The following is a 26,907-nucleotide window of genomic DNA, read 5'->3' as shown; positions in this document are numbered from 1 at the left end:
ATTTGATGCTGGGCCCGGTTCCAAACGTGAGCCCGTATTTCCATCTTACCGGGGGCAACCACCCATGTCAGATATTGCTGAGGCAATGCCTTTGGGCAAACCGTCCCGCGATTACCCCATGTTCAAGACCTTAGCAAGACGAAACTATGAATCACGCCCAGCCCTTCAGAGCTCTGCCAGAGTAGTAGCTAGGCGTTGTCGCTCGATAAAGTGGGATGGTCGCTGCACCTAAATGAGGGACTTCGCTCAGATCCGATTTGCGGATTTCCGGCGGCTCGACAAAGAAGTCTTCTCCCAAAGTTTCAAGCGATCCCAATCGCTCAACAATTCGGCCGAGCAGCCAGTCGGGAAGCGATCCCCCGAAAACGATGGCCGATGGATCGAGTGTCCTTGCAACGGTAAGAGCCAGGCTCCTCAATTGATCGGTTGCACGGTCCAGCCACTCCAGGACTCGAGGATGGTCGGCATAATCTTCGGTAATGTCGCTGAGCCGTCGTATCGTCGTACCATTCATCGCAAGCATCTGACAAAGGTCCTGCCCGGAAGGTCGGCTACTGGATTTTGGAAACAACCCGCCAAATTCTCCGGCATTGCGGTTGCTTCCCCGATACAAATGTCGCTGTACGACTACGCCACCACCGATCCCGTAGGTCAGCCAAACCATGGCGAAGTTCGCAAGGTTACGCCCGACGCCGTAATAGAGTTCGGATAAAATCACCGCCTTGCCATCGTTCTCATGGTGCACCGGGTAATCGAAGAACGGCTGAAAATCCTTGTCGACATCCACGTCATGCCAGCCGGCAAATTGCGGTATCTGAAACACATGTCCGGGATGGCGAGAGAAATGTCCCGGAAATGAAAGCCCGCATCCGAGAATTCGTTTTGCATCGATTTTTGCCTTGCGGATGACCTCTTTTGCGCCTGGCTCGGCAATGCTCATGATGTTTCTGAAACTATGGTCGTCCAGATCCTGGCGGATCTCCGCCCTTATCTGCCCATTCAAATCGGCGACACAAATCCTTAGGTCGTCTGGGTTAAAATAGACGCCAATGGTGAACAGCCCGTCAGCGTCTAACTCCAAATCCGTGGAAGGCTTGCCTCTCCCTCCGCCATGCCGACTTGTTTCGGCTTCGCGTATCAGGCCTGCTTCGAGCAGGCTCGATGTCAAGCGGGTCAATGTCGGCGCAGATACATCCATCTCGCGTGAAAGTTCTGTGCGAGACATGCTTCCACGGCCTCGCAGCATCTCTATGAGCCGACGTTCGTTGTAGCCGAGATTGATCAACCGTGTCCCCTATTCGACCTCTGTTGGAGGCTTATCCCAGATCGGGCCAAGTGACATCAGATTTGTTTGTCGAGGCGTACAATGCCACGGCTATTCACAGCAGAATATGGATTAAAGTCACACCGATTCAGTGCTTTAAGACATTTATGACGGTTTCATGAAAACGCGCTTGACTTATTTAGTTACGTAACGAAAATTAAATGTCGACGGATGCGCGTGATCTGAACGCTCAGCGAAAAACAAAAATAACTTCGCGCATGACGCCAACGGGAACTAAAAATCTGGAGGCCATTTTGGGCTATTTTCGTACTTTTCTGACATCGCTTGCCGCTGGCGCTGCGATGCTCACGTCGCTGACCGTCGCTCACGCAGAGGGCACCGTCGTTGTCTATTCAGCTGCACCCCAGCAGATGATGGATGAACTGTTGCCGGCATTCGAGAAGAAGACCGGCACCAAAGTCGAGTTGGTCAAGGCAGGCTCGGGCGAGCTTATGAACCGCATCAAAGCGGAGAGTGGTAAACCGGCAGGCGATGTTATCTGGAGTGTCGACGGTACCGTGATCGACTTCTCTGCTGCTCTTTTCCAGCCTTACGAGCCGAAGGAAGCGTCAGCAATTACTCCATCGCTGTCGCCGAGCAAAAACTGGATTCCGTTCACGGCGGTTGTGACGGCGTTTATCGTCAATCGCGACGCATTGAAGGGCGCGCCTGCTCCCACCTCCTGGGAAGACCTGACGAAGCCGGAATACAAGGGTATGATCTCTTCCGCCCGTGCTGACCAGTCGGGCTCTGCCTACATCCAGCTGTCGACCGTGCTCCAGCTTTTCAAGCCGGAAGACAAGGCTTGGGAAATCTACAAGGGCATTCTCGCCAATACCGTATTCTCGACATCATCGGGCGCTGTGCCACGCTTCGTCAATGACGGTGAGCAGGCAATCGGCATCACGCTTGAGGACGCAGCGCTTCGCTACAAGCTCGGACAGGCCCCGGTCGATATCGTTTATCCGAAAGAGGGCACTGCTATCGCACCTGACGGCATGGCCTTGATCAAGGGCGCGCCGAATGTCGAGAATGGCAAGGCCTTTATTGACTTCATCGTCTCCAAGGAAGGCCAGGAAGTCGTTGCCAAGCACGGTCGCCGCCCTATCCGTGGCGACGTTGATGCCAATTCGGTTCTGCTCCCGCTGTCTGACGTTCCAGACGCAAATTATGATTTCAAATGGGCTGCAGACAACCGTGACCGCGTCATGAAGGCGTGGAACGACGTGATGCTCGACATCCAGTAATAGTCGTCAGGGTATGGCCTCGTGGCCATGCCCTGAAACCCTTTTCCAGAATTAAGTTCGTTTGTCCGCAGGATTAAATCCTGTCGGTCCACGGGGATCCTTTATGTCCGCAGTCGAAATCACCAGCATCCGCAAGAGTTACGGCGCCACTGTCGCACTGTCGGATATCAACATAACAATTCCGTCGGGCTCGTTCTTCACCCTGCTTGGGCCGAGCGGCTGCGGCAAGACAACGCTTCTTCGCACGATTGCCGGTTTTCATCAGCAGGATAGCGGCATCATCGCAATCGCAAAGCAGCAGATTGAAAACGTTCCGGCCCACAAGCGTGACGTCGGCATGGTGTTTCAGGACTATGCAGTCTTCCCGCATATCAGCGTTGCCGATAACATTGCCTTCGGTCTGAAGCAGCGCAAAGTGGCAAGATCGGAGATTGCGAGCCGGGTTGCCGATATTCTCGATATCGTCCAGTTGAAGCCATACGCAGCACGCATGCCGCATGAACTGTCGGGCGGTCAGCAGCAGCGTGTCGGCCTTGCGCGTGCACTCGTCATCAATCCGCAGGTTCTGCTGATGGATGAGCCGCTTTCCAATCTCGATGCGAAGCTGCGTGTCGATCTGCGTCGCGAATTGCGCGCGATCCAGCAGTCTATGAATATCACGACCATCTACGTGACACACGACCAGGAAGAGGCCCTGGCCATGTCAGATATCGTTTGCGTCATGTATGGCGGCGTCATTCAGCAGGCCGCCGCGCCTTGGGATGTCTATAACAGCCCCGCCAATAGTTTCGTGGCGTCCTTCGTCGGCGCAAACAATTTTCTGGCTCTCTCCATCGATGGTACGCAGGCGGCAATTGCCGAGACATCGGTAGCACTGCCACAACTGTCTTCGGTTCAAGCCGGTGGAAAGATCGTTGCCGCCGTTCGCCCTGAATATATCGTCGTCAATCCCGCCAATGATGAGGACGATATGGTTCGATTGCCGGTCAAGATCCGCCAGGTCAGCTTTACGGGTCGCGAGATGGCAGTTGCCGGCACCCTTGCGTCGGGTGAGGAGATCGAAGCTGTCACCAAGCCCACCTCCGACATCATCGCGCTTCATCCGAACGACGAAGCTGTATTTGCCTTCCCTGCCAGGAAAGTGCAGCTGTTCGAAGACGGCGTCACGGGAGCGAGGTTGTTCTGATGACTGCAGCTATCGCAACCCCGAGTTTCTTCACAGGTCGTCTCAAGCGCCCGGGATTCTGGACCGTTATCACGGCACTTGCTGTCTTGCTTCTGGCAGTCCTGCTTCTGCTTCCAATCGCAAATGTCCTTGCGATCAGCTTCTTCGATGCGACGACAGGTAATTTTGGCCTTTCAAACTACGTGCAGGTTTTGACGCGCCGCTTCTACACGGCAGCACTCTGGAACACGATCGTCATCGGACTTCTGGGCATGCTCGGCGCCTGCCTTCTCGGCATTCCGCTGGCGTTCTGCACATCCCGCTATCGCATACGCGGCCGTGCGGTCATTGCCACATTCGCAGTTCTGGTGCTCTGCGCTCCGCCGTTCATCGGCGCCTATGCCTGGATCATGCTGTTCGGCTCCAATGGTGCCGTCACCAACATCCTTTCTTCAATAGGAATTCCGGCTCCGACCATCTATGGCGTTCCGGGCATCGTGATGGTCTTCAGCCTGAAATTCTTCCCTTATATTTACCTGATGACGGAGAATGCGCTGAACACGATCAACAAGTCCTATGAGGACGCAGCCGAGAACCTGGGCTGCACCGCTTTCCAGCGATTTTACAAGGTAACTCTTCCGCTGATCTTTCCGGCGGTCAGCACCGGAGCCATCATCTGCTTCGTCCTGTCGATTGCCGATTTCGGAACGCCGGCCATTCTGGGTCGGGGTGTGCGTACATTGGCAACAATCGCCTACACGCAGTACACGTCGGAAATGGGTGGTACGCCAACCATGGCGGTGACCGTCTCCATGCTGATGATCGCGATCTCGATGATTGCGCTCCTCCTGCAGCGTCGTATTCTTTCAAAGCGTCGTTACGCCAGCGCCTTGACCAATCGTCCGGGCAAGAAGGCCATGTCGCCTCTAAAGTCGATCCTGGTGCACGGCTTTTGCTATCTCGTCGTCTTCATTGCCATGCTTCCAGCCTTCACCGTCGTCTACACGTCATTCCTTGAAACCAGCGGCCCGGTCTTCACCGGTAATTTCGGCCTGGGAAGCTACGAGCGGATCCTCAGGGATTCACCGCAGGCGATCTACAACAGCTTTGTTTTTGCCCTTGCTGCCGTCGCTTTGATCGCTGTCGTTTCAGGTCTGTTGTCCTTCATCGTCGTCCGTCGTGACAACTTCGTTTCCGGTTCGCTCGATCTGCTTTTGATGGTGCCGTATCTCATCCCCGGCGTCGTCATGGCGATCGGTTATGTTGCGACCTTCCAGCACCCACCCTTCGACATGACCGGTACGGCGCTGATCATCATCCTTCTCGTGTTCATCCGCCGCCTGCCTTATGGCGTGCGATCGACGACATCGATCCTTCGGCAGATCAAACCGTCGATCGAGGAGGCTGCCATCAATCTTGGTGCCTCTCCGGCCAAGACGTTTGCATCGGTCACGGTGCCGTTGATGATGCCCGGCCTGATCATCGGCTCGCTGATGAGCTTCATTACCGCGATCAACGAACTCTCCTCGACGCTCATTCTCTATACGTCGCGGACGATCACCATGCCGGTCCTTATCTATGTGCAGGTCATCGATGGCGAGTTCGGCACAGCCGCCGCTCTCTCCACCCTCCTGCTTCTGTCGACCGGGTTGTGTGTGTTCACCGTGTTCCGCTTTTCGGACCGCAAGGAATCCGCCTTCGTCTGATCGCGCCACGTCGCTGACGTTCCCGACCGGCACCATCTGGTGCCGGATGGGAGGACTGTCGCTCAAAGGAATACAGTTTTTATGAATATCGAAGCCTTTTCACGCTCCAAGTACAAGACGGCCACAAAGCCGGGAGACGACGTCATCCTGATCGAACCAGATAGCGTTCTGGCGGTCTTTGATGGCGCGACGGATCCAACCGGGGCCTTTTATGACGGAGAAAGCTCCGGCCGGATCGCCGCGCGCAGCGCTGCACAATGCACGGCGCAATTGGCGCTCTCAGGCCAACTGCAAACGGCAAGCAGCCACGAGATTTTTCAGTCGCTGAGCGACAGTGTCCGGAATGCAGCAGTTGAACGCAACATCGCCCACCCGCCATCGACCACCGCAGCGATCGTTGTAACGACGGCCGATCACTACCGCCTTCTGGCGCTTGGTGATACCGGCATCCGCATTAACGGCAAGACCGTCTATCAGCACCACAAGCTCATCGATACCGTCAGTACCGCAGCCCGCATAGCGGTCCATGGTATTCTGTCGGCGAAAATGGGAGATGCAGACGAGGCGGAAATGGCGACCCGCAAGGTTATTTTCGATGGTCTCGATGCTGCCGTGGAAACCGGACGTCTGACGGCGGAAGACGTGGCGAGCGCTATTGCTGCGGCCGTCGCTGCAGCCAAAACGCCCCATGATGTTGCGGCTAAATTTCTGAAAGGTGGAATTCGCACTCAGTTCCATTATGCGAACAGCGTATGTGACATGGGCTATGCCTCGATCAACGGCAAGGACATCATAACGGATGGCGTCACCGACATCCTGCTGCCGAAGGCCGAGGTCGAGAGCATCGAAATCTTTTCCGACGGTTATGTGTCAATTCCGGCGGATGGCATTCATGCCAGCGACTGGGAACGGGAATTCGAGCGGGTCGAAGCTGTCGATTTTCACAAGACTGGGGCATTTCCGGCAGTGAAGGGCTCGACATCGTTCGAAAGCTGCGACGATCGGACGATCGTTTGCGCCATCCCACCACGCGCGACAAATGCCTGACAAATATCTTGATGGCGTTTTTCGCCTCGAACAACCGCCATCCCCAAAACAGAAGCTAACAAGGAAATCGGTCATGCGGCCAGAAGAGAGTGCAACCTGGAGCGAGATTTTTGCACAGCCGAAAATCTGGGCGGAGTGGGGTCCTGAACTTGCCATCAAAGCCAAGGAAATCCGCTGCTGGATCCAGGAAAAACAGATCACCGAGATCATTTTCGCTGGAGCAGGTACCTCCGCCTTCATCGGTGACGCATTGAGCTTTCCCAGGGCAAATTCCCTCCGCGTCCGCGCCATTCCTACGACGGACATCGTCGCATGCCCTCACGACTGCCTTAGAGACGATCCGCAGCTTCTCGTCGTGCAGTTCGGTCGTTCGGGCGATAGTTCCGAAAGCGTCGGCACCCTCGACCTTCTAGATCGTCAGTTCCCGAAGGTTCACAGGCTGAATATCACCTGCAACCCGAACGGTGCTCTTGCCACCCGCCCACCGGCCGGAACCGGCGAACAGAAGGTTATCGCGCTGCCCGAAGCCACACATGACAGCGGCTTCGCAATGACATCGAGCTTTACGACGATGTTGCTGTCGGCGCTGGCTTGCATGGACGGCACTGTCGATGCAGCCAAACAGCTTTCGACGCTGGCCGAGAAAGCCGGCCATCTGCTGCCGATGCTGCAGCAAATGACACCTGCACGCCCGGATCGGATCATCTTCCTTGGCTCCGGCGCCCTGAAAGGTGTTGCTCGCGAGTCGGCGCTGAAGGTTCTGGAACTGACCGCCGGCCAGACGATGACCTCGTGGGATAGCACGCTCGGTTTTCGGCACGGACCGAAGGCAGTCATCACCGGTCAGGACCTCGTGGTCGTCATGATCCATCCCGACCAGCACACCTCGCTCTATGACTGGGACGTCGCACGCGAGATCAAAGCGCAATATCCCGAGGCCACGGTTCTGACATTCGGTGGAGAGGGATGCGACGTCGATCTGCGCGCGCTGGGAGACGCATGCTGGGAAGCGCCGCTTTACGTCCTCGCCGCCCAGCTCTGGGCCGTCTTCTGGTCTGCCGAGCTTGCGCTCAACATCGACAATCCGTTCGCCGGTAAGGGCAATCTATCGCGCGTCGTATCGGGTGTTACGCTTTACCCGGTGCAAGCATGACCTACGGCGGCATCGATGTCGGCGGCACGAAAATCGAGGCGCGGCTGTTCAACGAGGAGTTCGAGACAGTCGAGCTGCGTCGAATTTCGACGCCGAAGGAAACGCTCTCCGGCTTCATCGATGCGCTTGCCCAACAGGTTCAATGGCTGGAGACACTTTCCGGACAAGGCGGCACCTTGCCGATCGGCATTGCAATCCCGGGACTGATCGATGCCGAGACCAGACGGGCATTTACGTCGAACCTGCCGGCAAGCGGCCATGACATTCCTGCACTTCTATCCAGGGCAATCGGCCGCGAGTTGCCGATGATGAACGATTGTCAGGCCTTCGCACTTTCCGAAGCCAATGGTGGCGCTGGCGACGGGTTTGATGCCGTTATCGGATTGATCATGGGAACCGGTGTTGGCGCTGGCCTGACATCAAGCGGCGCTCTCACCCGCCGGCGCAACGGATCGGCGCTGGAAATCGGCCACCTCGGCGTGCCTGCGAGACTGATACAGGCGCGTGGGTTGCCGCTCTTTTCCTGCGGTTGCGGCAAGATTGGTTGCTTTGAAGCTTACGCCTCGGGCAACGGCCTTGCTGCCCTCGGCCGTTTTCGCAAGGGGTACCCGGTCAAGGCAGAGGAAATTGTGGCCGAGGCCGTGGCTGGACATGCCGAAGGCTCCACGATCCTGTCTGAGTGGGCTGAGGTCGTGGCCGAGTTGCTTCTGCTCATTCAACTCGCTCACGATCCCGACTGCATAGTTCTGGGCGGTGGACTTTCGAGTATCCCCGACGTGATCAGCCTCGTCGAAACGCCGTTCAAGTCCATCCGTCTCGGCGAGATGCGCCTGCCGGTGATCCGGGTGGCAGTCAACGGCGACAGTTCCGGCGCTCGCGGGGCGGCTATCATGGCCGCCCGTATAGGAAATTAGTTCGACAGGAGATTTGTGATGCGCCAGCTCATAGCGGCGGATTTCGTCTGGCAGGCGGAAGAATTGAACACGGGGCTTGTGGCCGAAATCGAGGGGGGCGCGCTGGTTGTAATTCGTCCGTTGCAGAGCGGAGAGACGCCTGACCGGCTGGTTCATCTACTGGCACCGGCGCTGACCGATCTCCAGGTCAATGGCAGCGGCGGCGTGATGCTGAATTCGGAGCCGAGCGCAGAAACGATCGAGCATATCGTCAAGACCCAGCGTCAGCTTGGCACTGGCTGGGTGATGCCGACGCTGATCACCTGCGAAACCGCACGTATGCAGAAGACGGCTGCTGCGGCACGTGAAGCCTGGGGAATGAATGGTTTTCTTGGCCTCCATATCGAAGGGCCGCATCTCAATATTCTGCGCAAGGGGACACACAACCCGGCGTTCATCCGGCCGATGGAGGATGAGACGCTGCAGGTCCTGGTGGAGCTGAGAGCAGCCGGTGTTCCGGTCATGCTGACGCTTGCACCCGAAATCGTGCCGAACGATACGATCCGACGCGTCGTCGACATGGGTGTCATCGTGTCCGCCGGACATACGGCTGCGACGGCAGCGCAGACGCGCGAGGGGCTTGATGCGGGTGTTTCGTGCTTCACCCATCTATATAACGCGATGCCACCGATGGAATCTCGAGAACCCGGGATACTTGGTGCCGCGATCAACTCAGAAGCGTTCGCCGGGATAATCGTCGACGGCCACCATGTAGAATGGTCGATGGTGGCGCTTGCCTGCCGCGCACGGCCGATCTCGGGGCGCATGTTCATGGTCTCGGATGCAATGGCAACGATCGGTGGGCCGGATCATTTCGAGCTTTATGGTGAAACGATCAGTGTCCGCAACGGCGCCCTGATCAATCGTGCAGGCTCTCTCGCGGGTGCTCACGTCGATCTGGCGACCTGCCTCGCCAACGCCGTGAAGCATGTCGGCCTTTCTCTCGAGGAAGCCTATAGGATGGCGGCGATGATCCCTCTCGATGCCATGCGTCTCGACCGTCCGAGCCTTCGACCGGGGATGCCGACTGCAGAAATATTGGCTCTGGATAATGGCCTTACGCGTCAATCGCTTTAGCAACCGATGAATTCGCAAACAGATCTAGTTTTTATGCAGGATGTGAACAGGGCATGGCAATTCGGACAAATGTTGCAACCACGAAAAACTTCCAGACTCTGACCATCCTTCCGACAGCAGAAGATGCTGCCGATGCGGTTGCCTCTCATCTTCTCTCGCAGGTGAGATCGAAGCCCGACAGCGTGCTTGGGCTGGCCACGGGACAGACGCCGCGGAGGGTCTATGCGAAACTGATCGAAGCCTTCGAGGCTGGAACCGTATCATTCAGCAAGGTCAGAACCTTCAACCTCGATGAATATTGCGGGCTTCGTGGCGATCATCCCGACTCTTTTGCCGCCTTCATGTGGCGCGAACTCTTCGGCGGCGCCGATTTTGACCCTCGCAATATAAACCTGATTACGGGCGATGCCGAGAACGGACATCTGGAGGCTGCACGATATGCCTCGCAACTGAAAGCCTGCAGTGGCGTGGATGTTCAGCTTCTCGGTCTGGGAACCAACGGTCACATCGGGTTCAACGAGCCGGCATCCGCCCGGGACAGCCGTCTGAGAGTGGTCGAGCTTTCAGCTGAAACATTGTCAGCCAACAAACCCACACTTCTGCAGTTGGCACAGGTGCCATCCAAAGCCATCACAATGGGTGTTGCCGACATTCTCGAGGCCCGCGAGATCATCATGCTTGCTACTGGCCCTGCCAAGGCAGATGCGGTGCGAGAAAGCCTTGAGGGTGCACCGAGCACCGCATGTCCTGCCTCGCTGCTGCAGCAACATGCCCGAATACACTGGTTCCTCGATGAAGCAGCCGCCACTCAGCTCTCAAGGACCTGATTAATATGCCGAAGATAACGTTCTGCAATCAGCCGGCCAGCCTCACTCAAACCAAACGGCATCTGTTCTTGCCGGAAGACTATCGCCGTGAAGTGGACGCCCATTGGGCTCAGATCAACGCTGAAGGGAAGTTTTTCAACGGCCCCGTCCTTGTCGCATCCCACCTGACTATTGATCAGGCGCCCCCTGAAATCGAGGTCTCCGCTACCGATTACGCGCACTATCTGTACGCAATGTCCGATGCAGAACGCGAGTTCGCCTGCCGCGCGGTTTTCTCCGCGGCTGTCGTGATCACTCGTGACAACCATCTCCTTGCCGGGCGAATGGCCTCTCATACGTCGTCGCCGGGTCAGATACAATGCGCAGGCGGCGGGGTCGAACTCACGGTCGATGGAACATTGAACCCGGGCGAATGCTGCCGCCGAGAGCTCGCTGAAGAGCTTGGTGCCGGGTTTCTGGAATATCAACCGCTGTTTAAACCCCTCTGCATCAAGACGGGCGGCAGGCTCGAAACCGTTGGCCTAATTTATCTTGTTCTATTCGATGGTGATGCCAGCCAGGCGCAATCACTTTTTCGATCACATCGGGAGGGACAGCTTGCACATGGTGAAGAGCCCGAATTCGATACCTTGCTCGCCATACCCCTCGATTCGCGATCGGTTGACCAATTTCTTGCTCAACAAGGCGACGCCATAGTCGATTATCTGGCTACTCTTCTAAGCGAGCATCGCGACGCGTTGCTGGTGGATGTCCCGTAGGCTCTCTCTTTTTTATCCACTCGCGCAAAGCAGGCTTTCGAGACGCGACGCTGCCAAACAGCTCTGCTGCGTTCTCCCGAACTTCATAATAATTCGAAAGAAAAACCATGGCATCCTCTGCTCTGACATCGCTACGTTCAAGACACGATCGCGGTGAGAAATACGGAATAACCTCGGTGTGCTCTGCGCACCCGGACGTCATCCGGGCTGCATTGGAGCTAGGTTGCCAAAGCGGCCGCGAAGTTCTCATCGAAGCCACCTGCAACCAGGTAAACCAGGACGGCGGATATACAGGGATGACGCCTGCGGATTTCCGGGGTTTCGTAGAGAAGATAGCGGATAGCGTCGGATTCAATAAGGATATGCTCATTCTGGGTGGAGACCATCTTGGCCCGAATCCTTGGAAGCATCTGCCCGCAGCCAGCGCCATGCAGAAGGCGCTGGTGATGATCGCAGATTATGCCTCCGCCGGTTTTACAAAATTGCATCTGGACTGCTCTATGGGTTGCCAGGGTGAGGCCGTTGCCCTTGATGACGAGCTTGTGGCTCTCCGCGCTGCGCAATTGGCAAAGGTTGCAGAAAACAATTGTGAGACGCCGCCAGTATACATTATCGGCACGGAGGTACCTGTCCCCGGAGGAGCTTCGCACGTCGTTGATAGTCTTGACGTCACTGATGCGTCGGCCGCACTCAAAACTTACGAAATTCACCGCAAGGCATTTCAGGATCAAGGAGTTGGTGCCGCCTTCGATCGAGTCATTGGTCTCGTCGTCCAGCCGGGCGTCGAGTTTGGCAGCGCCAATGTTGTGGCCTACAGGCCAGAGCTTTCCCAGGAGCTTTCGAAGTCATTGACGCAAATGCCGAACGTGGTCTTCGAAGCGCATTCCACAGACTATCAGACAGTGGACGCACTTTCGGCTCTCGTAACTGATGGTTTTTCAATCCTAAAGGTGGGGCCGGGGCTAACCTTCGCATTGAGGGAAGCGCTTTATGGGCTCGATCTGATCGCTGCGGAACTTGATGGGGGGACACCAAAGCTAAAGGATGCGATGGAGATGCTCATGGTAGAAGAAGAGGGCTATTGGGCGAATTATTACTCTGGCGACAAGCTTGAGCAGAAACTGCAACGTCACTTCAGCTATTCGGATCGAATTCGATATTATTGGGCACATCCCAAAGCGCAAAACGCAGTCACTGAGTTGATGCTTCGCCTGGAAAATCAGATCATTTCCGAGACGCTTATAAGTCAATATCTTGCGCCACTTGTCCCAGCTGTCAGGTCGGGCGAGGTTGAGCCCAACGCCGCATCAATCAAGCTCGGATACGTAAAACTCGCCCTTAACGAGTATGCCAGAGCTTGCGTTTGAAGTACTACGGCGATTTCTGAAAGCCGTATTTATGCCGCTTCCGGAGCAGTAATATCTTTCTCTTCCTGCAGAGGGCGCCTCGTCAGGCGCCCCTTCGTCACAATTCGTAGGCAGCAACGACAATCCCCTTTACCTGGCATAATTGCTGATTGTGCAGTGAGCATTGGCATGGGGTGCCCAATGAGTTGGCTGAGCGATGCAGGTACGACGCATCTATGACTGCGTGTCAACGCCGGAGCAAATTAACGCCAGGCGGCGGAGTAAAACCAGGCCACTATCGGCGCGCGCATGAGACCTCCGTGAGGGCGTAGCCCGAGCGGGGGTCTCATGCGTACGTGGCGATTTTCAAGGAGGGTTTAGCCGGCCTTTCTGGCGCGGCTTTGGGCGAGACGATAGCTGTCGCAGTTCATTTCGAGGATGTTGACGTGGTGGGTGATGCGATCGAGCAGTGCGCCCGTCAAACGTTCGGAACCCAAGGTTTCCGTCCATTCGTCAAACGGTAGATTGCTGGTGATCAGGGTGGCTCCGCGTTCGTATCGTTGCGAGATTAGCTCGAACAGCAACTCCGCGCCGGTCTTCGACAGCGGCATGAAGCCCAGCTCATCGATGATGAGAAGCTGGTATGCAGCCATTTGCTTCTGGAAGCGAAGAAGACGCCGCTCATCACGTGCCTCCATCATCTCGCTGACCAGGGCGGCGGCCGTGGTGAAGCCGACGGACATGCCCTTCTGGCATGCGGCCAAGCCGAGACCGAGTGCGACATGCGTCTTGCCCGTGCCACTTGGCCCGAGAGCGATGACGTTCTCGCGTCGCTCGATCCACTCACATCGGGCCAGTTCCAGCACCTGCATCTTGTTGAGCTTGGGGATGGCGGCGAAGTCGAAGCTGTCCAGGCTTTTGACGACGGGGAATTTGGCCGCCTTGATGCGGCGCTCGACCTTGCGGCGATCCCGTTCGATCATCTCCCTTTCGGAAAGCCGGAACAGGTATCCGACATGATCGGCACCCTCTGTGGCGCATAGCCGGGCCAGCTTCTGGTACTCGCGTTGGAAGGTCGGCAGCTCCAGCGTCTTGAGATAATGGGCAAGCAGGATCTCTGATGCTTCGGTACCCATGCCGCTTCTCCCGCATCCGATGACAGGAGGCGCATGTACGCCTTCGCCGATGTCGTCTCGACCGTCGCCTTCGGCAGGTAGGGATAGTTAGACAGGTCCAGTCGAGGCGGCCGGCGCTCCACCCGGCATAGGATCAGGTGCTTGACGGCGTCGAAGCCGATAGCTCCGAGCTGCAGGGCCTGCTTCACCGCCGCATGCAGGTCCGCCAGGTCGAAACTCTCCAGAAGACGGAGAGCCTGCACGTACTCACGTCGGCCATGCTTTGCCATGCGGCCTTCCATCAGCCGGCGCAGCGTGGCGAATTCCTCTGGCAAGTCCCACCCCTGGAGAGGCGCTGCCTGATCCAGCGAATTGATCTTTTGCTCGATCAGCGGCAGGTAATGCACAGGATCGAAGATGACGTCTTCCCGTTCCCAGCTCCGGGGATGGCGGGCGATGATCTCGCCACGGCAGCCAATCACCACTTCGTCGACATAACCCCGGACCCAGACATCCTGTTGGCCGTAGGCGACCGGCACGGAATAGTCGTTTGTCTTGTAGCGAACGAGCGACTGGGCTGTTACCTTGACGCCGGCCTGGTCGCACGCATCGAAAGGCGATGCCGGTAACATGCGCATGGCAGCCGCCAGATCCCGTTGTAGCCGCTCCCCGATCGTCCCGCTCTCGCCGCGTAGCCTGTCGCCCTGGCGCTTGCGGCATTGCTCTTCCAGCCAGACGTTGAACGCCTCCCATGTTGGAAACTGTGGGATCGGGACCATATTCGCTGATCAAATCCTCGTTGAGGCAGTCAGCAAACAGTCTGCATAGGAAAATGCAATCGGATCAGGGATCTAAGAAGATCGATGAGCCTAAGCTTCTGAGATAATGCACGTTTCCATTCGTATGTCGCAAGTTCGTACCCGTTCAAGATGAATGAGACCGCCTTTTAATGCCGGTACCGCTCTTAGGCGCAGACGAGCGCCCACCTCTTCTTGAGAGAGGTGTGGCTGGATCTGCTACCGCTTCACTGCGACGCATTTCACCTCCGCAAGCAAGCCTGGATGGGCGAGTTCGGATACGCCAATGCGGGTCCACGCGTATGTCCCTTTAGGGAAGACTTCGTTCTTTGCCGTCCGGAAGATATCCATGTGCTTTGACATCTCCACGTGATAGCTCGTCATCTCCACAACGTCATTGAAGGTGCAGTTTGCGGCCTCAAGAACGATACGGAGATTTTCCCACATGGCGCGAAACTGATCATGCGGGTCCTCAATCACCTGAAGGTCTATGGTGCGGCCGACTTGCCCGACGACGTAGATCGTATCGCCGACCTTAACCGCCGGCGCATATCCCGCTCTTGCAACGATCTCACGCATTTCCTCCGGTATGATGATTTCGCGATCCATTGTTCTGCGCTTCCTATTAGAGAGTGGCGCCCCGTTATAGATGAGCGGCGCCTTGAAATCAGATTCTCTAGGTAGCGCCGAGAAAAATCACTTGCAATAGGAACTGAATGGTTCCATATGGTTCTCATGGTGAAAAGCACTGAAACATCCCCGTCCATCGGACGCCCTCGCGAATTCGAACTCGATGACGCAGTTCGCAAGGCAATGAGCGTGTTCTGGGATCGAGGTTATCACGATGCTTCGTTGCCCGACCTGCTCGAAGGCATGGAGCTATCACGAGGGAGCTTCTACAAGGCTTTCGTGGACAAACGGGGCATCTATCTGCGCGCCCTTGACCTTTACATCGACGAAGCCATTCGCAAGGTTGGCGAAATCCTACATTCCAACCCGTCTCCTAAAGCAGCAATAAAGGATGCATTCTCGCGGCAGGTCGAAGAATCCTCCGGCAAGGAGGGGCTGCGAGGCTGCTTTGTCGTGTTGTCGGCTGTGGAAATGCTTCCGGCGGATGAAGAGGTTTCCGCTCGGATCGCTCGGCTGTTTCGGCGACTGCAAGATCTCTATGCGGCCGCCATCATAAGAGGTCAAGCGCTGGGCGAGATCAGTGCTGAACTGGACGAGCGGACACTCGCAAGGTTCCTCGTGTGTCAAATCCAAGGAATGAGAGTGTTGGGAAAAGCCGGCGCGGATCGCGACACCACTAAAGCGATGGTCGACTTCGCGCTGAGACCGCTTGGCTGACTTTTATTAGGAACCAAAAGGTTCCAAAATAGCGAATTTGTAAGGTCCGACTGATCGGTCTGCATTCGACATGGAGAGACTTGTGGAACGTGTCCGTAATCTTGAGCTCCCCCCTGATCCGCGCAGATGGACGGCGTTCGTCATCCTTTTAACTGGAGCTTTCCTGCCACCGCTCGACTTCTTCATCGTCAATGTTGCGCTGCCTTCGATCCGTCAGGATTTCCATGCCAGCGCATCGACAATGCAACTGATTATCTCGGGCTATGCCACAACCTATGCCGTGATGCTGATCACGGGTGGCAGGCTAGGCGACCTCTACGGTCGCCGGAATGTCTTTCTGGTAGGAATGGTCGCTTTCGCGGCCGCCTCCGCCTTATGCGGTTTTGCCTGGTCTCCATCGGTGCTTGTTGTCGGTCGGATCCTTCAGGGATTTGCCGCGGCGATCATGGCGCCGCAGGCTTTGGCATCCATCAATGCAATTTTTCCAGAGCAAGAGAAATCACGGGCTCTCAGTTTTTACGCGCTGACATTCGGTGTCGCATCGATGGCCGGACTGTTTCTTGGTGGGGCTCTCATTGCGCTCGATATTTTTGGGTTGGGATGGAGGGCCATTTTCCTTATCAACCTTCCGGTGATCGCCATCGCCGCACCGTCGGCGATGATGATGTTGCGAGAGACACGAGCAGAGCACGCAAGCAAACTGGATCTTGGCGGAGCAGTGCTGATTGCACTCGCGCTCTGTGCGCTGATCTGGCCGCTCATCGAGGGCCGCGAGCATGGCTGGCCCACCTCGGCAATCCTGATGCTTGCCGCCTCCCTTCCGCTTATTTTCCTGTTCTGGCATCACGAGAGGAGGGTAGAGGCGGCTGGAAGAGATCCCATTATCGCTCCGCGCCTGCTTCAGGTGCCGGGACTGAAGCGTGGGCTGCTCTCAGCATTTTTCTTCTATGCCTTCGCGGCCTTCTGGCTGACATTTTCTGTCTATCAACAAGGCGGCCTTGGTCGCACCCCTTTCGAGGCAGGGGTTGCAATCCTTCCTGCCGCTGTCGGCTTCGTTCTGGGGCCATTCGTAAGTGGCCACGTCTTTCGCATTTTCGGCAGGTACTCCACCGCCGCGGGCATGTCTCTGGAAGCCGCCGGATTATTTGGCACAGCAGCTCTCATTTCGTTTGGGGCGCCGGAGTTCCTCTTCGTTGCATTGTTCATCGTTGGTGCCGGACAAGGAATTGCGCTTCCAAATCTCGTAAGAGCAGTCGTCCAGCGGGTGGACCCGACGCAGTCTGGTCTGGCTTCCGGCCTAGTCAATTCGATGCTTCAGATTGGGGGCGCTTTAGCCACAGCCCTAATCGGCGGATTGTTCTTTTCGACCCTGGGCTCATCAACCGATGAGCGATCCATTGGTCATGCCTACAGCATTGCAGCAGTGGCGATCGGTCTTTGTCTACTCGTCGCAGGCTGGCTCTCTGCAGGGCTTGGACCGAAGAAAGAGGTCGTCCGATGAGCGCGAGCCTTGGCGGTTTGATCACCCGCTTTGTCGTTGAGGGAGCGAACGTTTCCGACGGCTCAGCTGCCACTACCGCACAATCATTTCCTCACAAATTGAACCATAACACATCAAGGTAACCTCCCATGGACATCACCCCCAACCTTCCTCTTGCCGGCAAACGAGCGCTTGTGACCGGTGCGGCACGCAGCATCGGTGCTGCCATCGCGCTGAAGCTGGCGGAAGACGGCGCTCACGTTGCGATTACCTACGAGAAGTCGGCCGAAAAAGCGCAAGCTCTCGCCGAAGAGATCCGGGCTCTAGGTCGCAAAGCGGTTGCCATCCAGGCCGACGCGGCCAGGCCCGATACCGCGACCGCCACTATCGACCGGACTGTCACAGAACTCGGCGGCCTCGACATCCTGGTTAACAATGCCGGCGTCCTGTTCGCTGGTGATTTTGCCACACAACCGTTCGAAGAGATCCAACGGCAGCTGGACGTCAATGTGCGCGGCGTCTTTTTGACGACACAGGCGGCGCTCAAACACATCCCAAATGGTGGACGCATCATCAGTACCGGCAGTAACGCGGGCCTGGCTGTCCCGTTTGCGGGGATCGCGGTCTATGCAGCGACCAAATCGGCACTTGAGAGCTTTACGCGCGGTCTCGCTCGCGAACTGGGGCCGCGGGAAATAACCGTCAATCTGGTTAGGCCGGGCCCAATTGACACCGACATGAACCCTGCCGATGGCGCACTGGCACCTGCTATCCTGCCAAGCCTGTCGATTGCCCGCTACGGTCGGACCAGAGAGGTCGCAGAGGTCGTGGCTTTCCTCGCTGGGCCGGGCGCAGGCTATATCACCGGCTCGGGCATTCTTGTTGACGGCGGCATAAGCGCCTGAGCGTCAGGCGACGCGAGACCTGTCGCCTGTGAAGTTCGTCTCATAGCGAAATTGGAGATAGACATGAACTATACGCGCCTTGGAAATACCGGCCTTGAGGTTTCGCGCCTCGGCCTTGGATGCATGAGCTACGGGGAGCCCGATCGCGGCAGCCACGCCTGGACGTTGCCAGAAGAGCAGAGCCGGCCATTTATCCGCAGGGCGATCGAACTCGGGATCAACTTCTTCGATACCGCCAATGTCTACTCGGACGGGACGAGCGAGGAAATTCTCGGCCGTGCGATCAGAGACTACGTAGCCAGAGACGACGTCGTCATCGCCACCAAGGTCAACGGCCGAATGAAGCCTGGACCAAATGGCGCCGGCCTCTCCCGAAAAGCAATTTTTTCGGAGATCGACGCAAGCCTGAAGCGGCTGGGCACCGACTATGTCGACCTTTACCAAATCCATCGGTTCGACCATCAAACCCCGATCGAGGAAACCCTGGAAGCCCTGCATGACGTCGTCAAGGCAGGCAAAGCCCGTTACATCGGCGCTTCCTCCATGTACGCGTGGCAATTCTCCAAAATGCTTTCTGTCTCCCAGGCGAACGGATGGACAAAGTTCGTCTCAATGCAGAACCACCTGAATCTGCTTTACCGCGAGGAAGAAAGGGAAATGCTTCCGCTCTGCAAATCGGAGGGTATCGGCGTCATTCCTTGGAGCCCGCTTGCGCGCGGCCGCCTGACCCGCGACTGGAGGGAGCAAAGCGAGCGCTCCCAAACCGATGAGTTGGGTAACGGCCTTTACACTCGCACGACAGCGGACGCCGACCGACGCGTGGTCGAGGCGGTAGCAAAGATCGCGCAGAAGAGGGAGGTACCACGGGCACAGATTGCACTCGCATGGCTCCTATCGAAATCCGAAATCTCGGCGCCCATAATCGGGGCGACCAAATTGCATCACCTGGATGACGCTGCCGCTGCGCTGGGCTTCAGGCTCACCGCTGCAGAAATACAAACCCTTGAGGTCAACTACATTCCCCACTCTGTGGTGGGGTTTTCCTGATCGCTTGGCGTTTTCGCCCGGGTCGCCGGGAGCGTTTACCCACGACGGAGACGCTTCCTAACCATCAAATATTCCCTGGTCTTTGAATCCAGCTTACGCAGAGAAGGAATGAATATGTTCGGAATAACACCGCTCGGCTGGCTTCACACGTTAGGAAGCCTTCCTGCAATACCCGCAGCCGCCTACATGATTTTTCGATTTGGACGTATCAAGCCGGACAGCGTGCCAGGATACATCTATTTCGTATGCATGCTGGTCGGCAGCTTGACAATTTTCCTCGTGGCTAAGGCACCTGTCAGCCCTGCGATCGCGCTTGTTACCTTGCTGTGTCTGCTTGGTGGCTACGCAGCCAACAAGCTCGTCTTTCTGGGGCGCCTTCGGAATTATATCGAGACGATACTCTTGAGCCTGACTGTCTTCTTGCTGATGGTCCCATCTGTTTCCGAGACCTTGAGACGCGTGCCCGACGGTCATCCGTTTGTCGCGGACCCAAATTCGGTTGTGTTAAAGGGTGCCGTCGGGACCATAGCGGCCATTTTTGTATTGGGTCTTGCGGTTCAGATCTATAATTTGGCCCGTCTCGGCGATCGTGCCCGGTGAGATAGGGTTTGCGCGCATGCCATAGTCCTCGCTACATCAGGCAACGCGTCGCGCGAAGATCTGCAGGTCGCCTCAGCCACTTCATGTCACATCCCGCTCGTCCATCTCAGATCCTTCATTACGCAAAAAAACTGCGGAGCGAGCCCTCAACCAGCCATCGAAGATAGGGGAAGACAGTTTTTTTCGATAAACTTAAGGACGGCAGCGTAGAGCATGGGCCGGCCGTAAAGGTAGCCTTGGGCTGTCCGGCATCCGAGTGCAAGTAGAGCATCTTCCTGAGCACTCGTTTCGATGCCTTCCGCGACCGTCTCAAGGCCTAGGTCGCAACCCAGACCGATCAACGCTTTTGCGATCGCGGCGTCACGAGGCTTATCCAGAATGTGCTGAATAAATCCCCGGTCAATTTTCAACGTGGTGAGCGGATAGCGCTGCAATGAGCGCCTTGCCGGAGTAAACAACGTGACCATTGCAGTTATTGCTTATGATGCCCTCGGTTCGGCGCCGGTGCATGTCGGCTCTCGAAAGAGGCGGAAATGGCCTTAGCTTCGCCTGTCCTGGGTGACGGCGGTCCACCTCCCATCAAGAGCGCGAAAAGATTTCGTCAGTGCCGAAGCGCAGGAGGTGGCTGCTCCGCCCCGATTGCCAGCATGGGCGGCGCAGACGCCGATTGGCTTTTCGTGATGCAAGAAGGATCGGGGCGCTCCTCTCGTCGACCTCTTCTGGCCATGTCGCTTAGAATGTTGGTTAGATGGAGTTGGTCCTCATCACGCACCTCTCACCAGCATAGTCCCTCAGGACTTATCACTGACCGCGCCACCAATTCGGTCTGATTGGTGACTTTCTTCAGAAGGTGCGTTCTTTGCAGCGGTGAAGCTTGCGGCAGCTGCCATGACCATAGCGAAGATTGCGAGAGCCGAGACGCTTCCACCGACATCCCATAGCAGCCCGAAGATCGGCGCTCCAACGGTTTGACCGATAGCAACAATGAGAAACGGCACACTCAGCCCTAGTGCAGGGTGTCTGCTGTAGATCGATACACCCCAGATGAGAAGGGCACCCGTTGCGACGATGTAGCCTAAGCCGAACAAACCGAGAGCGATGAAGGCGAGGGGGGAGTAACCAATCGCTGCTGCAAGGATCGCGATGGCTAAACCCATCACTGCGACCGCAAGGCGGTAAACAAAAGGAAGTCCGAGATGCTGCACAAGTGACCCCGTTGATGATCCTCCTATGCCGACCACTCCGAGTACAATCCAGCTTAAAGCGATTTGATACCTGGAGAAGTCCACTTCATCCTGCATTACGTTTGCGCCGAATGTCCATACTGCGGTGCTAGCAAAGCCGACGATGAACGAGCCAGCCGTGAGATTGTGTGCGCCCGGAACCTGAGCGTCACCCCAATGCAATTTTTCTGCGACGTTTTTGCTGTTTCGAGGCGGGATCGTCCAGGAAAGCCAGAAAGTTATTATTAATCCGAGACCAGCAAACGCCGCATAAAGCGCGCGCCAGCTACCATAAAATGCGAGCGCCGCTGCGCCTGAAATTACTATCCCTACTGCAGTCCCCGAATTGATGAGGCCATTGGCCTTGTGCTGATCAGGATGAGAAAGAGTTATTGCCACCGCTGATGCGAGCGGAGGTGACGTCAATCCGGTGCTAAGGCCCCCAAGTGCCATGGCGAAGCCTAGGCTCCAAACTGACCACGACACGGCGATTATTGCCATTGCGACAGTCGCGCACGAGCCTGCCAATACGGTGATGTATCGCTCGCCGAACCGGTCGACTAAGGTGAACGCCAAAACAACCCCGAGGCAATACGATGCAAAGGCCAACCCGCCGATCCAGCCACCTGCTATTGCACTCAAGTCAAGGTCAGCCCGGATCGAAGGCAGCAGAAGGCCATACGCAAACCTCGTCAACCCGTAGGTGAGGGCTGTGAGGGCGAAGGCCGCAGCCACCATGTTTGCGCGTCCGATCATGGCCTATGCTCCAGACGTGCTCGTACCAAAAGCGCCGCTGCCTCTTTCGCGGTCTCAAGAGTGATTGGTCCTCTCAAGCTTAACAACGCCGTCGCGCCTTCAAACAAAAGCGAGATCTGCATTGCTAGATCCGCGTCAGGACTACCGAGTGCTATCTCCACACGCCGTCCGATTTCAGTTTCAAATTGTTGTTTATGATCGTGGACGACGGCGGTGATCTCCGCGTTTACGGCGGCGTATTCGCCGTGGGCGCGCAAAAACATACAGCCGGAATTAATATGATCATCAGTCCACCTACGCTGGATATCGAAAAGCTGCCCTACAGGGTCGGAAGGATCCGCCTCCCTCAACAATGCCATGAAGGCGAGATGCCTTTGCTTTAGGACCTCAACCACGAGACCATCCCGAGACCCGAAATGCTTATAAAGGGTTCGTGTCGATGCTCCCGATTGGGCGAGGATTTTGTCGACCCCAATTCCTCGAAACCCTTCGGCTTCGAACGCTCGCTCCGCGCCTCCTATAATCGCTTGCTGCTTTTTCATGACGTTGATGTAAAGCGATCGTTTTACATGTCAAGTAATGGTTAACAGCGAGGTATTATTTTGACCTCCATCGCTGCAACTAGAAAAGCTGGCGGCATTAGGGACCGGGAGATCGGGCCAAGATCGAAGACTTCGATTGATCTATTGCGGTTAGGCATATGTGGGCACGGAGGTTGAGGCCACACTCCGTGACAGGTGACGGCTGAACCGAAGGCGCCGCGCCGATAGTCTATCGTGCGCGGTGATATTTCGTTCACGCACGGCCTTCAGAGCCGGGGTCGCTGTTGAAGATCTGGAATGACTGTCATTTGAATGACTGGGTCGAAAGTGCTATATCGTTCAAGAGCTCTCTTAGGTTAATCTTATCAGGAGGGGCTTGATCGCCGGCCGGCTCAGTGGCCAGCGAACTTGCAGCCGAATACTGCTGCGTCTCCCGCCCCCATTAGGTGACGTTCGCGACCAATCAACATCCTGAGCCAGCCCCACTTCTCGCCATGCAATTCGCCTCAAATCTAATCGTCGGTATAGATCCGGTGCATTGTCTCCGCGGCGGCTTTCTCGACAGGGATTTCGAAAAATATGTCCGGATTGCTCGCCAAGGCCCGGAACGTTCGCTCGATCAAGTCGTCTTTTTCGGGGCCAGTGAGATGGTAACGTGCCGCGTAGCGGCCAAGTAGCGTTCGCAATATCCGCATGTCGCTTTCGGAAAGATCCCGGCTTCTTCCATCCATGTCTTCCTCCCTGATTTCACCGTTTGTGGATGCCGGCCCGTATCTGCTTTCTTGAATGTGTCAGTGCTTAACTCGGAGAGATAATTTCGAGGGTCTTTGACATCAAGGAGCCGCTTCAACTGCGGCATGTCACATCGCGCCTTAGCGGGTCGGCACCTTGATTATCATCCTCTAAAACACACCTATCGGCTTGGAGCTCTTGTCTTTGGAGGAAAGATGGTAGCGGAACCCTATACGGCCGACGATCCCGAAACCCGCCTGGCGCTGTTCGACTTTGCCTTCGAGAACGCCCCCATAGGGATCGCCCTGGTCGATCTGGAGGGACGCATCATTCGCGGCAATGCCGCTTTCGCCAAGCTTCTGTCACTGCCTTTAGAGAAGGTGCTCGGGACGCATTTCAGGGACTTTACCCATCCAGAGGATATCGAGGCAGATCTGATCCTATTTAAGCAGGTCCTGCAAGGAAGGCGGGACGGCTACACGATCGAGAAGCGTTACCTGCGGCCTTTCGGAGAGATTGTCCACGTCCTGATCCACGTGGCCGCGATGCGCGATGCTGAAGGGCGTGTCGTACGCTTCATTTCGCAGATCGAGGATATCACCCGACACAAGGACCATGAGCGTCAGCTCGCCGAGCGCGCAGCGCAGCTTGAGCTCGCGCTTGAAGCCGTCCGTGGCGGCTTCTGGCAAATGGATATCCTCACAGGCAAATTCGAGACCTCGGATCGACTGGCTCAATTCATCGGTGGGCCCACTGCTGCGCGGCTCGACCTTGAGCGCTACGTCAACAGAGTCAACGTGAACGACGGCGCCCAGGCCGATCTGACGCCGCTAATTGCCGGAAAGCTCGATCAGAATGTTGCCGAGTATCGTCTCGACACCGTTCATGGCGAACGTTGGATGCGTTGTGATCGGCGGCTGTTGCGTGATAGCGACGGGCGTCCGGTCAAGATCGTCGGAATGGCAATCGACTTTACCGAAGATCGACGCCGGATCGAGATGCTGGAGGAGACGGCGCGCACGGACGCGTTGACTGGGCTGCTGAACCGTCGTGGGCTGTCGATCGAGTTCGCGGCTTTGCAGTCTGCCGAAGGCTTCGCTGTCCTTGCGCTCGACCTCGATGGGTTCAAGGAGGTGAACGATGCTCATGGTCATGCGATGGGAGATATCGTCCTGCAGACTGCAGCTGCGCGCTTGACCTCAGCCGTCAGGGACCATGATCTCGTGGCACGGACAGGTGGGGATGAATTTGTCGTGGTCGTCGCGGGCGATCGTTCCGTAGGAGAGGCGGCGGCGGAGCGAATTCTCGCGCGGATGAGGGAGCCTATTGCGATTTCCGATGAAATCGCCGATGTCCGCGCGAGCATTGGGGGAATTTGGGCGGGTGAAAAGCGTGACATTTCCGAGCTTCTTAGGGAGGCCGATGCGCTTCTTTACGATGCGAAGGCGGCCGGCAAGGATGTCGTCAGATTTCAGTCGGCTTCCGGGGCGATGCGTTGACGTGGATCAGCATCTTCGCCCACACCTCCAAACGCATCCGCTTGATTGGGCGTCGGTTCCGGTGCGGGAGGGCCAGACCTTGATCGCTGTGCTCGGCGGGCTGTAAGGTCGTTGTATCGAGACCTGAGCTCTGACATCTCGTACTCGCCGCTGATCCAAAGATCGACTAAGGCCAGAAATTCGGGGTCACTGTCGATAGGCATTCCCCGCAATAGTGCCTTGGTGCGCACTCGATCAAAAATCGTTCGCCGTCTGTCGCTGTCGGTCGCCAACCTACATCTCCGGTGGTGTTGAGAGCGTCTAGAGGAAGACCGAGAGACCTTCCGTACTGACGACATAGATGAACTCTTCCCATGCCTCATGGGCAGAAGCGAAAGATTCATTCCATTCGGTGATCTGGTCTTCTAGGCTGGTTACCTCCATCCGCCAATCATCACTGCCTGAAGGGCGGAAGATTTCCACAACGACGGTGATGCCGCCTTCAGTGTAACGGCCGGAGAGCTCTGAGCATTTGGATAGCGGCTGATGTTGGTTCATTGTGTCACTGAAGATATTGGCGCATGGCCGATAATATGTTTTGCCTACGAGCTTGTAAGACGAAAGAGAACTCAGCTGAGCTCTCCCGTCTCAGTGTGGCCGTTGTGAACGTCTCGCGGACCCGGATCCGTTCAAGACAAATGAGGTGGCTGCCTCAGGGATCCTTGGAGGTGTTCATAAGTGGGAGCGGCACGAGGCAGAAGCCTCGATGCAACGTCGAACTCGATATCAGGTGTGACTTCCGGTCAGACTGTGCGCTCCCACATTTCCTGTGCGGCTGAATGCGGGAAGCGTCTGAGCAACAGAGCTGGAACAGTTGACCATGCCGCGAGTTCCTGACGGGCTGACGGCGGATGATTGCTCTGACGAGATCAGGGCTACGACCGACCGCAAATTGGGAGAGACCGCAGATGAAAGGTCTTACTTGGCATGGCAGCGGCGACATACGCTGCGAAGCGGTAGACGATCCGGTCACCCAAGACGATCGCGACGCGATCATCAAGGTGACCAGCTGCGCGATCTGCGGGTCGGATCTTCACCTCTACGGCGGTTTCGTCCCCGGGATGCATGCGGGGGACGTGATGGGCCACGACCCATGGGTGAGGTGGTCGAGGTCGGCCGGGGAGGCTTCCAGGCTCAAGGTCGGTGAAGGTGTGGTTGTGCCCTTCACCATTGCCTGTGGAGAATGTCGGCAGTGTAAATGGGGTCAGTTTTCGCTTTGCGAGCGTTCGAATCCATCCGGCGCGATGCAGGCCAAGCAAATCGGTTATCCAACGGCTGGGCTGTTCGGTTATTCCGAAAATGTACGGCCGCTTCCGGGGCGGACAAGCGCATTATCTTCGCGTTACTTATGCCGATGTTGGCCCGATTGTTGTCCTAACGGCCTGATCGACGACAGGTCCTGTTCCTCTCCGACATTTTTCCAACCGGCTACATGGCCGCCGAAAACTGCGACATCAAGCAAGGGCAGACGGTTGCCGTATTCGGCTGCGGGCCGGTCGGCCTGTTTGCAATCAGATCGGCTTTTCTGCTTGGCGCTGAACGGGTCATTGCCATTGACACCGTGCCGGAACGACTAGCCCTTGCCCGAGCCTCCGGTGCGGAAACGCTCGATTATACCGCTGAAGATTTGCAGGAGCGTATTCTCGTGATCACCAATGGGCTTGGACCGGATGCCGTGAGGCAGTCGGGATGGAAAGCCATGAGGCGGGTGGCGTGATGGAGACCCTCCAGACAAAGCTGACGTCAAACCGAACGGCCTTACGCCCTCAGCCAAGCGATCCTCGCCTGCCGGCCTGGCGGGACGGTTTCGGTCCCCGGTGTATTCGTGGGTCCAGCAGTTTCAGTACCTCTTGGAGCCGTCGTGGGCAAAGGTCTAACGCTGAAGACAGGCCAGACCCATGTGCAACGGTATCTCGAGCCGCTGTTGAACCTGATTGTGGAGGGCAAAATCGATCCGTCTTTCCTCATCACCCACCGCATAGGCCTCGAAGAGGGACCGGAGGCATACAAGACTTTTCGGGACAAAGCGGACGGCTGCGTCAAAGTTGTCACCCGGCCCGAATGGATAGCTCGCGGCATGGCGTCTTCCATTCAGTTTGTGCACGCGTATTTGACGCCATCTGGAGAGCTGGGATTTTTTTGGCATCGGTGAAATGCTGCCTATGCAAAGAACCACCCGGGCCGGAGGAAACATGTTTCCGCCCGGCCTCGGAGTCTGAAGT

Annotated in this window: 26 protein-coding genes and 2 pseudogenes; 19 read left to right on the top strand and 9 right to left on the bottom strand. The window is 56.7% G+C overall.

Annotated features, from left to right (window positions below; all coding sequences use genetic code 11):
• Positions 1 to 151: 151 nt before the first annotated feature.
• The gene (locus tag ACI3K0_RS26345; RefSeq protein WP_148148689.1) at positions 152 to 1,285 is read right to left on the bottom strand and encodes an ROK family transcriptional regulator; all 1,134 of its coding nucleotides are present in this window, start codon (positions 1,283 to 1,285) and stop codon (positions 152 to 154) included.
• A 293-nt stretch (positions 1,286 to 1,578) separates the two neighbouring features.
• On the opposite strand from ACI3K0_RS26345, the gene ACI3K0_RS26340 reads away from it, so the two are divergent.
• From ACI3K0_RS26340 to ACI3K0_RS26295, 10 genes are all read left to right on the top strand, one after another.
• Complete coding sequence (locus ACI3K0_RS26340) at positions 1,579 to 2,571, top strand: ABC transporter substrate-binding protein (RefSeq protein ID WP_404946545.1); 993 nt, start codon at positions 1,579 to 1,581, stop codon at positions 2,569 to 2,571.
• A gap of 103 nt (positions 2,572 to 2,674) precedes the next feature.
• Positions 2,675 to 3,757 carry an ABC transporter ATP-binding protein gene (locus tag ACI3K0_RS26335; RefSeq protein WP_206827406.1) on the top strand — a complete coding sequence of 361 codons (1,083 nt, stop codon included), beginning with the start codon at positions 2,675 to 2,677 and terminating at the stop codon, positions 3,755 to 3,757.
• Positions 3,757 to 5,442 (top strand): iron ABC transporter permease, encoded by a 1,686-nt coding sequence (locus tag ACI3K0_RS26330; RefSeq protein ID WP_148148687.1) that lies wholly within the window; start codon positions 3,757 to 3,759, stop codon positions 5,440 to 5,442. The genes ACI3K0_RS26335 and ACI3K0_RS26330 overlap by 1 nt, the downstream gene beginning before the upstream one ends.
• Before the next feature lie 81 nt (positions 5,443 to 5,523).
• On the top strand, positions 5,524 to 6,489 hold the full coding sequence (locus ACI3K0_RS26325; RefSeq protein ID WP_206827407.1) for a hypothetical protein: 966 nt from the start codon (positions 5,524 to 5,526) through the stop codon (positions 6,487 to 6,489).
• A 73-nt stretch (positions 6,490 to 6,562) separates the two neighbouring features.
• Positions 6,563 to 7,642, top strand: coding sequence for an SIS domain-containing protein (locus tag ACI3K0_RS26320; RefSeq protein WP_206827408.1), 1,080 nt, complete (start codon positions 6,563 to 6,565; stop codon positions 7,640 to 7,642).
• Positions 7,639 to 8,556, top strand: a complete 918-nt coding sequence (locus ACI3K0_RS26315; RefSeq protein ID WP_206827409.1) for an ROK family protein — start codon at positions 7,639 to 7,641, stop codon at positions 8,554 to 8,556. The genes ACI3K0_RS26320 and ACI3K0_RS26315 overlap by 4 nt, the downstream gene beginning before the upstream one ends.
• A gap of 18 nt (positions 8,557 to 8,574) precedes the next feature.
• Positions 8,575 to 9,672, top strand: coding sequence for an N-acetylglucosamine-6-phosphate deacetylase (gene nagA, locus ACI3K0_RS26310; RefSeq protein ID WP_148148683.1), 1,098 nt, complete (start codon positions 8,575 to 8,577; stop codon positions 9,670 to 9,672).
• Positions 9,673 to 9,725: 53 nt separating this feature from the next.
• Positions 9,726 to 10,499, top strand: coding sequence for a glucosamine-6-phosphate deaminase (locus tag ACI3K0_RS26305; protein ID WP_148148682.1), 774 nt, complete (start codon positions 9,726 to 9,728; stop codon positions 10,497 to 10,499).
• Between the two features lie 5 nt (positions 10,500 to 10,504).
• Positions 10,505 to 11,257 carry an NUDIX hydrolase gene (locus ACI3K0_RS26300; protein ID WP_404946544.1) on the top strand — a complete coding sequence of 251 codons (753 nt, stop codon included), beginning with the start codon at positions 10,505 to 10,507 and terminating at the stop codon, positions 11,255 to 11,257.
• A 107-nt stretch (positions 11,258 to 11,364) separates the two neighbouring features.
• Positions 11,365 to 12,624: a D-tagatose-bisphosphate aldolase, class II, non-catalytic subunit gene (locus ACI3K0_RS26295; protein ID WP_148148680.1), complete on the top strand. Its 1,260-nt coding sequence runs from the start codon at positions 11,365 to 11,367 to the stop codon at positions 12,622 to 12,624.
• Between the two features lie 356 nt (positions 12,625 to 12,980).
• On the opposite strand, the gene istB is transcribed toward ACI3K0_RS26295, so the two are convergent.
• The 3 genes and pseudogenes from istB to ACI3K0_RS26280 all read right to left on the bottom strand — a co-directional run bounded on the left by istB (position 12,981) and on the right by ACI3K0_RS26280 (position 15,124).
• Entirely contained in the window at positions 12,981 to 13,739 is a 759-nt protein-coding gene (gene istB, locus ACI3K0_RS26290; protein WP_206827412.1) for an IS21-like element helper ATPase IstB, read from the bottom strand.
• A gap of 11 nt (positions 13,740 to 13,750) precedes the next feature.
• Positions 13,751 to 14,497 (bottom strand): annotated as a pseudogene (locus ACI3K0_RS26285) (Mu transposase domain-containing protein); the annotation flags it as partial.
• 237 nt (positions 14,498 to 14,734) lie between these two features.
• A complete protein-coding gene (locus tag ACI3K0_RS26280) occupies positions 14,735 to 15,124 on the bottom strand; it encodes a RidA family protein (RefSeq protein WP_148148678.1) in 390 nt (129 codons plus the stop codon).
• Positions 15,125 to 15,328: 204 nt separating this feature from the next.
• On the opposite strand from ACI3K0_RS26280, the gene ACI3K0_RS26275 reads away from it, so the two are divergent.
• From ACI3K0_RS26275 to ACI3K0_RS26255, 5 genes are all read left to right on the top strand, one after another.
• On the top strand, positions 15,329 to 15,862 hold the full coding sequence (locus ACI3K0_RS26275) for a TetR/AcrR family transcriptional regulator (RefSeq protein WP_206827504.1): 534 nt from the start codon (positions 15,329 to 15,331) through the stop codon (positions 15,860 to 15,862).
• A gap of 70 nt (positions 15,863 to 15,932) precedes the next feature.
• Positions 15,933 to 17,363 (top strand): MFS transporter, encoded by a 1,431-nt coding sequence (locus ACI3K0_RS26270; protein ID WP_404946543.1) that lies wholly within the window; start codon positions 15,933 to 15,935, stop codon positions 17,361 to 17,363.
• Positions 17,364 to 17,491: 128 nt separating this feature from the next.
• The gene (locus tag ACI3K0_RS26265; RefSeq protein WP_148148676.1) at positions 17,492 to 18,247 is read left to right on the top strand and encodes an SDR family NAD(P)-dependent oxidoreductase; all 756 of its coding nucleotides are present in this window, start codon (positions 17,492 to 17,494) and stop codon (positions 18,245 to 18,247) included.
• A gap of 63 nt (positions 18,248 to 18,310) precedes the next feature.
• A complete protein-coding gene (locus ACI3K0_RS26260; RefSeq protein WP_183688123.1) occupies positions 18,311 to 19,294 on the top strand; it encodes an aldo/keto reductase in 984 nt (327 codons plus the stop codon).
• Between the two features lie 114 nt (positions 19,295 to 19,408).
• Positions 19,409 to 19,894, top strand: coding sequence for a hypothetical protein (locus ACI3K0_RS26255; RefSeq protein WP_206827414.1), 486 nt, complete (start codon positions 19,409 to 19,411; stop codon positions 19,892 to 19,894).
• 146 nt (positions 19,895 to 20,040) lie between these two features.
• Here ACI3K0_RS26255 and ACI3K0_RS26250 read toward each other — a convergent pair whose 3' ends face one another.
• The 4 genes from ACI3K0_RS26250 to ACI3K0_RS26235 all read right to left on the bottom strand — a co-directional run bounded on the left by ACI3K0_RS26250 (position 20,041) and on the right by ACI3K0_RS26235 (position 23,146).
• Positions 20,041 to 20,361, bottom strand: coding sequence for an EAL domain-containing protein (locus ACI3K0_RS26250; protein WP_404946542.1), 321 nt, complete (start codon positions 20,359 to 20,361; stop codon positions 20,041 to 20,043).
• Between the two features lie 324 nt (positions 20,362 to 20,685).
• Positions 20,686 to 21,873: an MFS transporter gene (locus tag ACI3K0_RS26245; protein WP_206827416.1), complete on the bottom strand. Its 1,188-nt coding sequence runs from the start codon at positions 21,871 to 21,873 to the stop codon at positions 20,686 to 20,688.
• A complete protein-coding gene (locus tag ACI3K0_RS26240) occupies positions 21,870 to 22,415 on the bottom strand; it encodes a TetR/AcrR family transcriptional regulator (RefSeq protein ID WP_206827417.1) in 546 nt (181 codons plus the stop codon). Before ACI3K0_RS26240 ends, ACI3K0_RS26245 begins: the two co-directional genes overlap by 4 nt.
• Positions 22,416 to 22,927: 512 nt before the next feature.
• On the bottom strand, positions 22,928 to 23,146 hold the full coding sequence (locus ACI3K0_RS26235) for a hypothetical protein (RefSeq protein ID WP_148148672.1): 219 nt from the start codon (positions 23,144 to 23,146) through the stop codon (positions 22,928 to 22,930).
• Between the two features lie 216 nt (positions 23,147 to 23,362).
• On the opposite strand from ACI3K0_RS26235, the gene ACI3K0_RS26230 reads away from it, so the two are divergent.
• Complete coding sequence (locus tag ACI3K0_RS26230; RefSeq protein WP_206827418.1) at positions 23,363 to 24,646, top strand: sensor domain-containing diguanylate cyclase; 1,284 nt, start codon at positions 23,363 to 23,365, stop codon at positions 24,644 to 24,646.
• Between the two features lie 300 nt (positions 24,647 to 24,946).
• Here ACI3K0_RS26230 and ACI3K0_RS26225 read toward each other — a convergent pair whose 3' ends face one another.
• A complete protein-coding gene (locus ACI3K0_RS26225) occupies positions 24,947 to 25,183 on the bottom strand; it encodes a hypothetical protein (RefSeq protein WP_206827419.1) in 237 nt (78 codons plus the stop codon).
• Between the two features lie 353 nt (positions 25,184 to 25,536).
• Here ACI3K0_RS26225 and ACI3K0_RS26220 point away from each other — a divergent pair.
• The 3 genes and pseudogenes from ACI3K0_RS26220 to ACI3K0_RS26210 all read left to right on the top strand — a co-directional run.
• Positions 25,537 to 25,890, top strand: a pseudogene (locus ACI3K0_RS26220) (alcohol dehydrogenase catalytic domain-containing protein); the annotation flags it as partial.
• Positions 25,891 to 26,117: 227 nt separating this feature from the next.
• Positions 26,118 to 26,402: a zinc-binding dehydrogenase gene (locus ACI3K0_RS26215; protein WP_404946541.1), complete on the top strand. Its 285-nt coding sequence runs from the start codon at positions 26,118 to 26,120 to the stop codon at positions 26,400 to 26,402.
• Between the two features lie 144 nt (positions 26,403 to 26,546).
• Complete coding sequence (locus tag ACI3K0_RS26210) at positions 26,547 to 26,837, top strand: hypothetical protein (RefSeq protein ID WP_404946540.1); 291 nt, start codon at positions 26,547 to 26,549, stop codon at positions 26,835 to 26,837.
• Positions 26,838 to 26,907 lie beyond the last annotated feature (70 nt).

It is taken from the genome of Rhizobium sp. ZW T2_16 (assembly GCF_044987325.1).
Classification (GTDB): domain Bacteria; phylum Pseudomonadota; class Alphaproteobacteria; order Rhizobiales; family Rhizobiaceae; genus Neorhizobium; species Neorhizobium cellulosilyticum.
Note: the sequence above shows the minus strand (reverse complement) of the source record. Positions and strands in the feature narration are given on the sequence as shown.

Excerpts from the sequence above, each read along its gene's own strand:
- ACI3K0_RS26335 (WP_206827406.1), top strand. The coding sequence starts at position 2,675 with ATGTCCGCAGTCGAAATCACCAGCATCCGCAAGAGTTACGGCGCCACT.
- ACI3K0_RS26330 (WP_148148687.1), top strand. The coding sequence starts at position 3,757 with ATGACTGCAGCTATCGCAACCCCGAGTTTCTTCACAGGTCGTCTCAAG.
- ACI3K0_RS26325 (WP_206827407.1), top strand. The coding sequence starts at position 5,524 with ATGAATATCGAAGCCTTTTCACGCTCCAAGTACAAGACGGCCACAAAG.
- ACI3K0_RS26320 (WP_206827408.1), top strand. The coding sequence starts at position 6,563 with ATGCGGCCAGAAGAGAGTGCAACCTGGAGCGAGATTTTTGCACAGCCG.
- ACI3K0_RS26315 (WP_206827409.1), top strand. The coding sequence starts at position 7,639 with ATGACCTACGGCGGCATCGATGTCGGCGGCACGAAAATCGAGGCGCGG.
- nagA (WP_148148683.1), top strand. The coding sequence starts at position 8,575 with ATGCGCCAGCTCATAGCGGCGGATTTCGTCTGGCAGGCGGAAGAATTG.
- ACI3K0_RS26305 (WP_148148682.1), top strand. The coding sequence starts at position 9,726 with ATGGCAATTCGGACAAATGTTGCAACCACGAAAAACTTCCAGACTCTG.
- ACI3K0_RS26300 (WP_404946544.1), top strand. The coding sequence starts at position 10,505 with ATGCCGAAGATAACGTTCTGCAATCAGCCGGCCAGCCTCACTCAAACC.
- ACI3K0_RS26295 (WP_148148680.1), top strand. The coding sequence starts at position 11,365 with ATGGCATCCTCTGCTCTGACATCGCTACGTTCAAGACACGATCGCGGT.
- istB (WP_206827412.1), bottom strand. The coding sequence starts at position 13,739 with ATGGGTACCGAAGCATCAGAGATCCTGCTTGCCCATTATCTCAAGACG.
- ACI3K0_RS26280 (WP_148148678.1), bottom strand. The coding sequence starts at position 15,124 with ATGGATCGCGAAATCATCATACCGGAGGAAATGCGTGAGATCGTTGCA.
- ACI3K0_RS26275 (WP_206827504.1), top strand. The coding sequence starts at position 15,329 with ATGAGCGTGTTCTGGGATCGAGGTTATCACGATGCTTCGTTGCCCGAC.
- ACI3K0_RS26270 (WP_404946543.1), top strand. The coding sequence starts at position 15,933 with ATGGAGAGACTTGTGGAACGTGTCCGTAATCTTGAGCTCCCCCCTGAT.
- ACI3K0_RS26265 (WP_148148676.1), top strand. The coding sequence starts at position 17,492 with ATGGACATCACCCCCAACCTTCCTCTTGCCGGCAAACGAGCGCTTGTG.
- ACI3K0_RS26260 (WP_183688123.1), top strand. The coding sequence starts at position 18,311 with ATGAACTATACGCGCCTTGGAAATACCGGCCTTGAGGTTTCGCGCCTC.
- ACI3K0_RS26255 (WP_206827414.1), top strand. The coding sequence starts at position 19,409 with ATGTTCGGAATAACACCGCTCGGCTGGCTTCACACGTTAGGAAGCCTT.
- ACI3K0_RS26250 (WP_404946542.1), bottom strand. The coding sequence starts at position 20,361 with ATGGTCACGTTGTTTACTCCGGCAAGGCGCTCATTGCAGCGCTATCCG.
- ACI3K0_RS26245 (WP_206827416.1), bottom strand. The coding sequence starts at position 21,873 with ATGATCGGACGCGCAAACATGGTGGCTGCGGCCTTCGCCCTCACAGCC.
- ACI3K0_RS26240 (WP_206827417.1), bottom strand. The coding sequence starts at position 22,415 with ATGAAAAAGCAGCAAGCGATTATAGGAGGCGCGGAGCGAGCGTTCGAA.
- ACI3K0_RS26235 (WP_148148672.1), bottom strand. The coding sequence starts at position 23,146 with ATGGATGGAAGAAGCCGGGATCTTTCCGAAAGCGACATGCGGATATTG.
- ACI3K0_RS26230 (WP_206827418.1), top strand. The coding sequence starts at position 23,363 with ATGGTAGCGGAACCCTATACGGCCGACGATCCCGAAACCCGCCTGGCG.
- ACI3K0_RS26225 (WP_206827419.1), bottom strand. The coding sequence starts at position 25,183 with ATGAACCAACATCAGCCGCTATCCAAATGCTCAGAGCTCTCCGGCCGT.
- ACI3K0_RS26215 (WP_404946541.1), top strand. The coding sequence starts at position 26,118 with ATGGCCGCCGAAAACTGCGACATCAAGCAAGGGCAGACGGTTGCCGTA.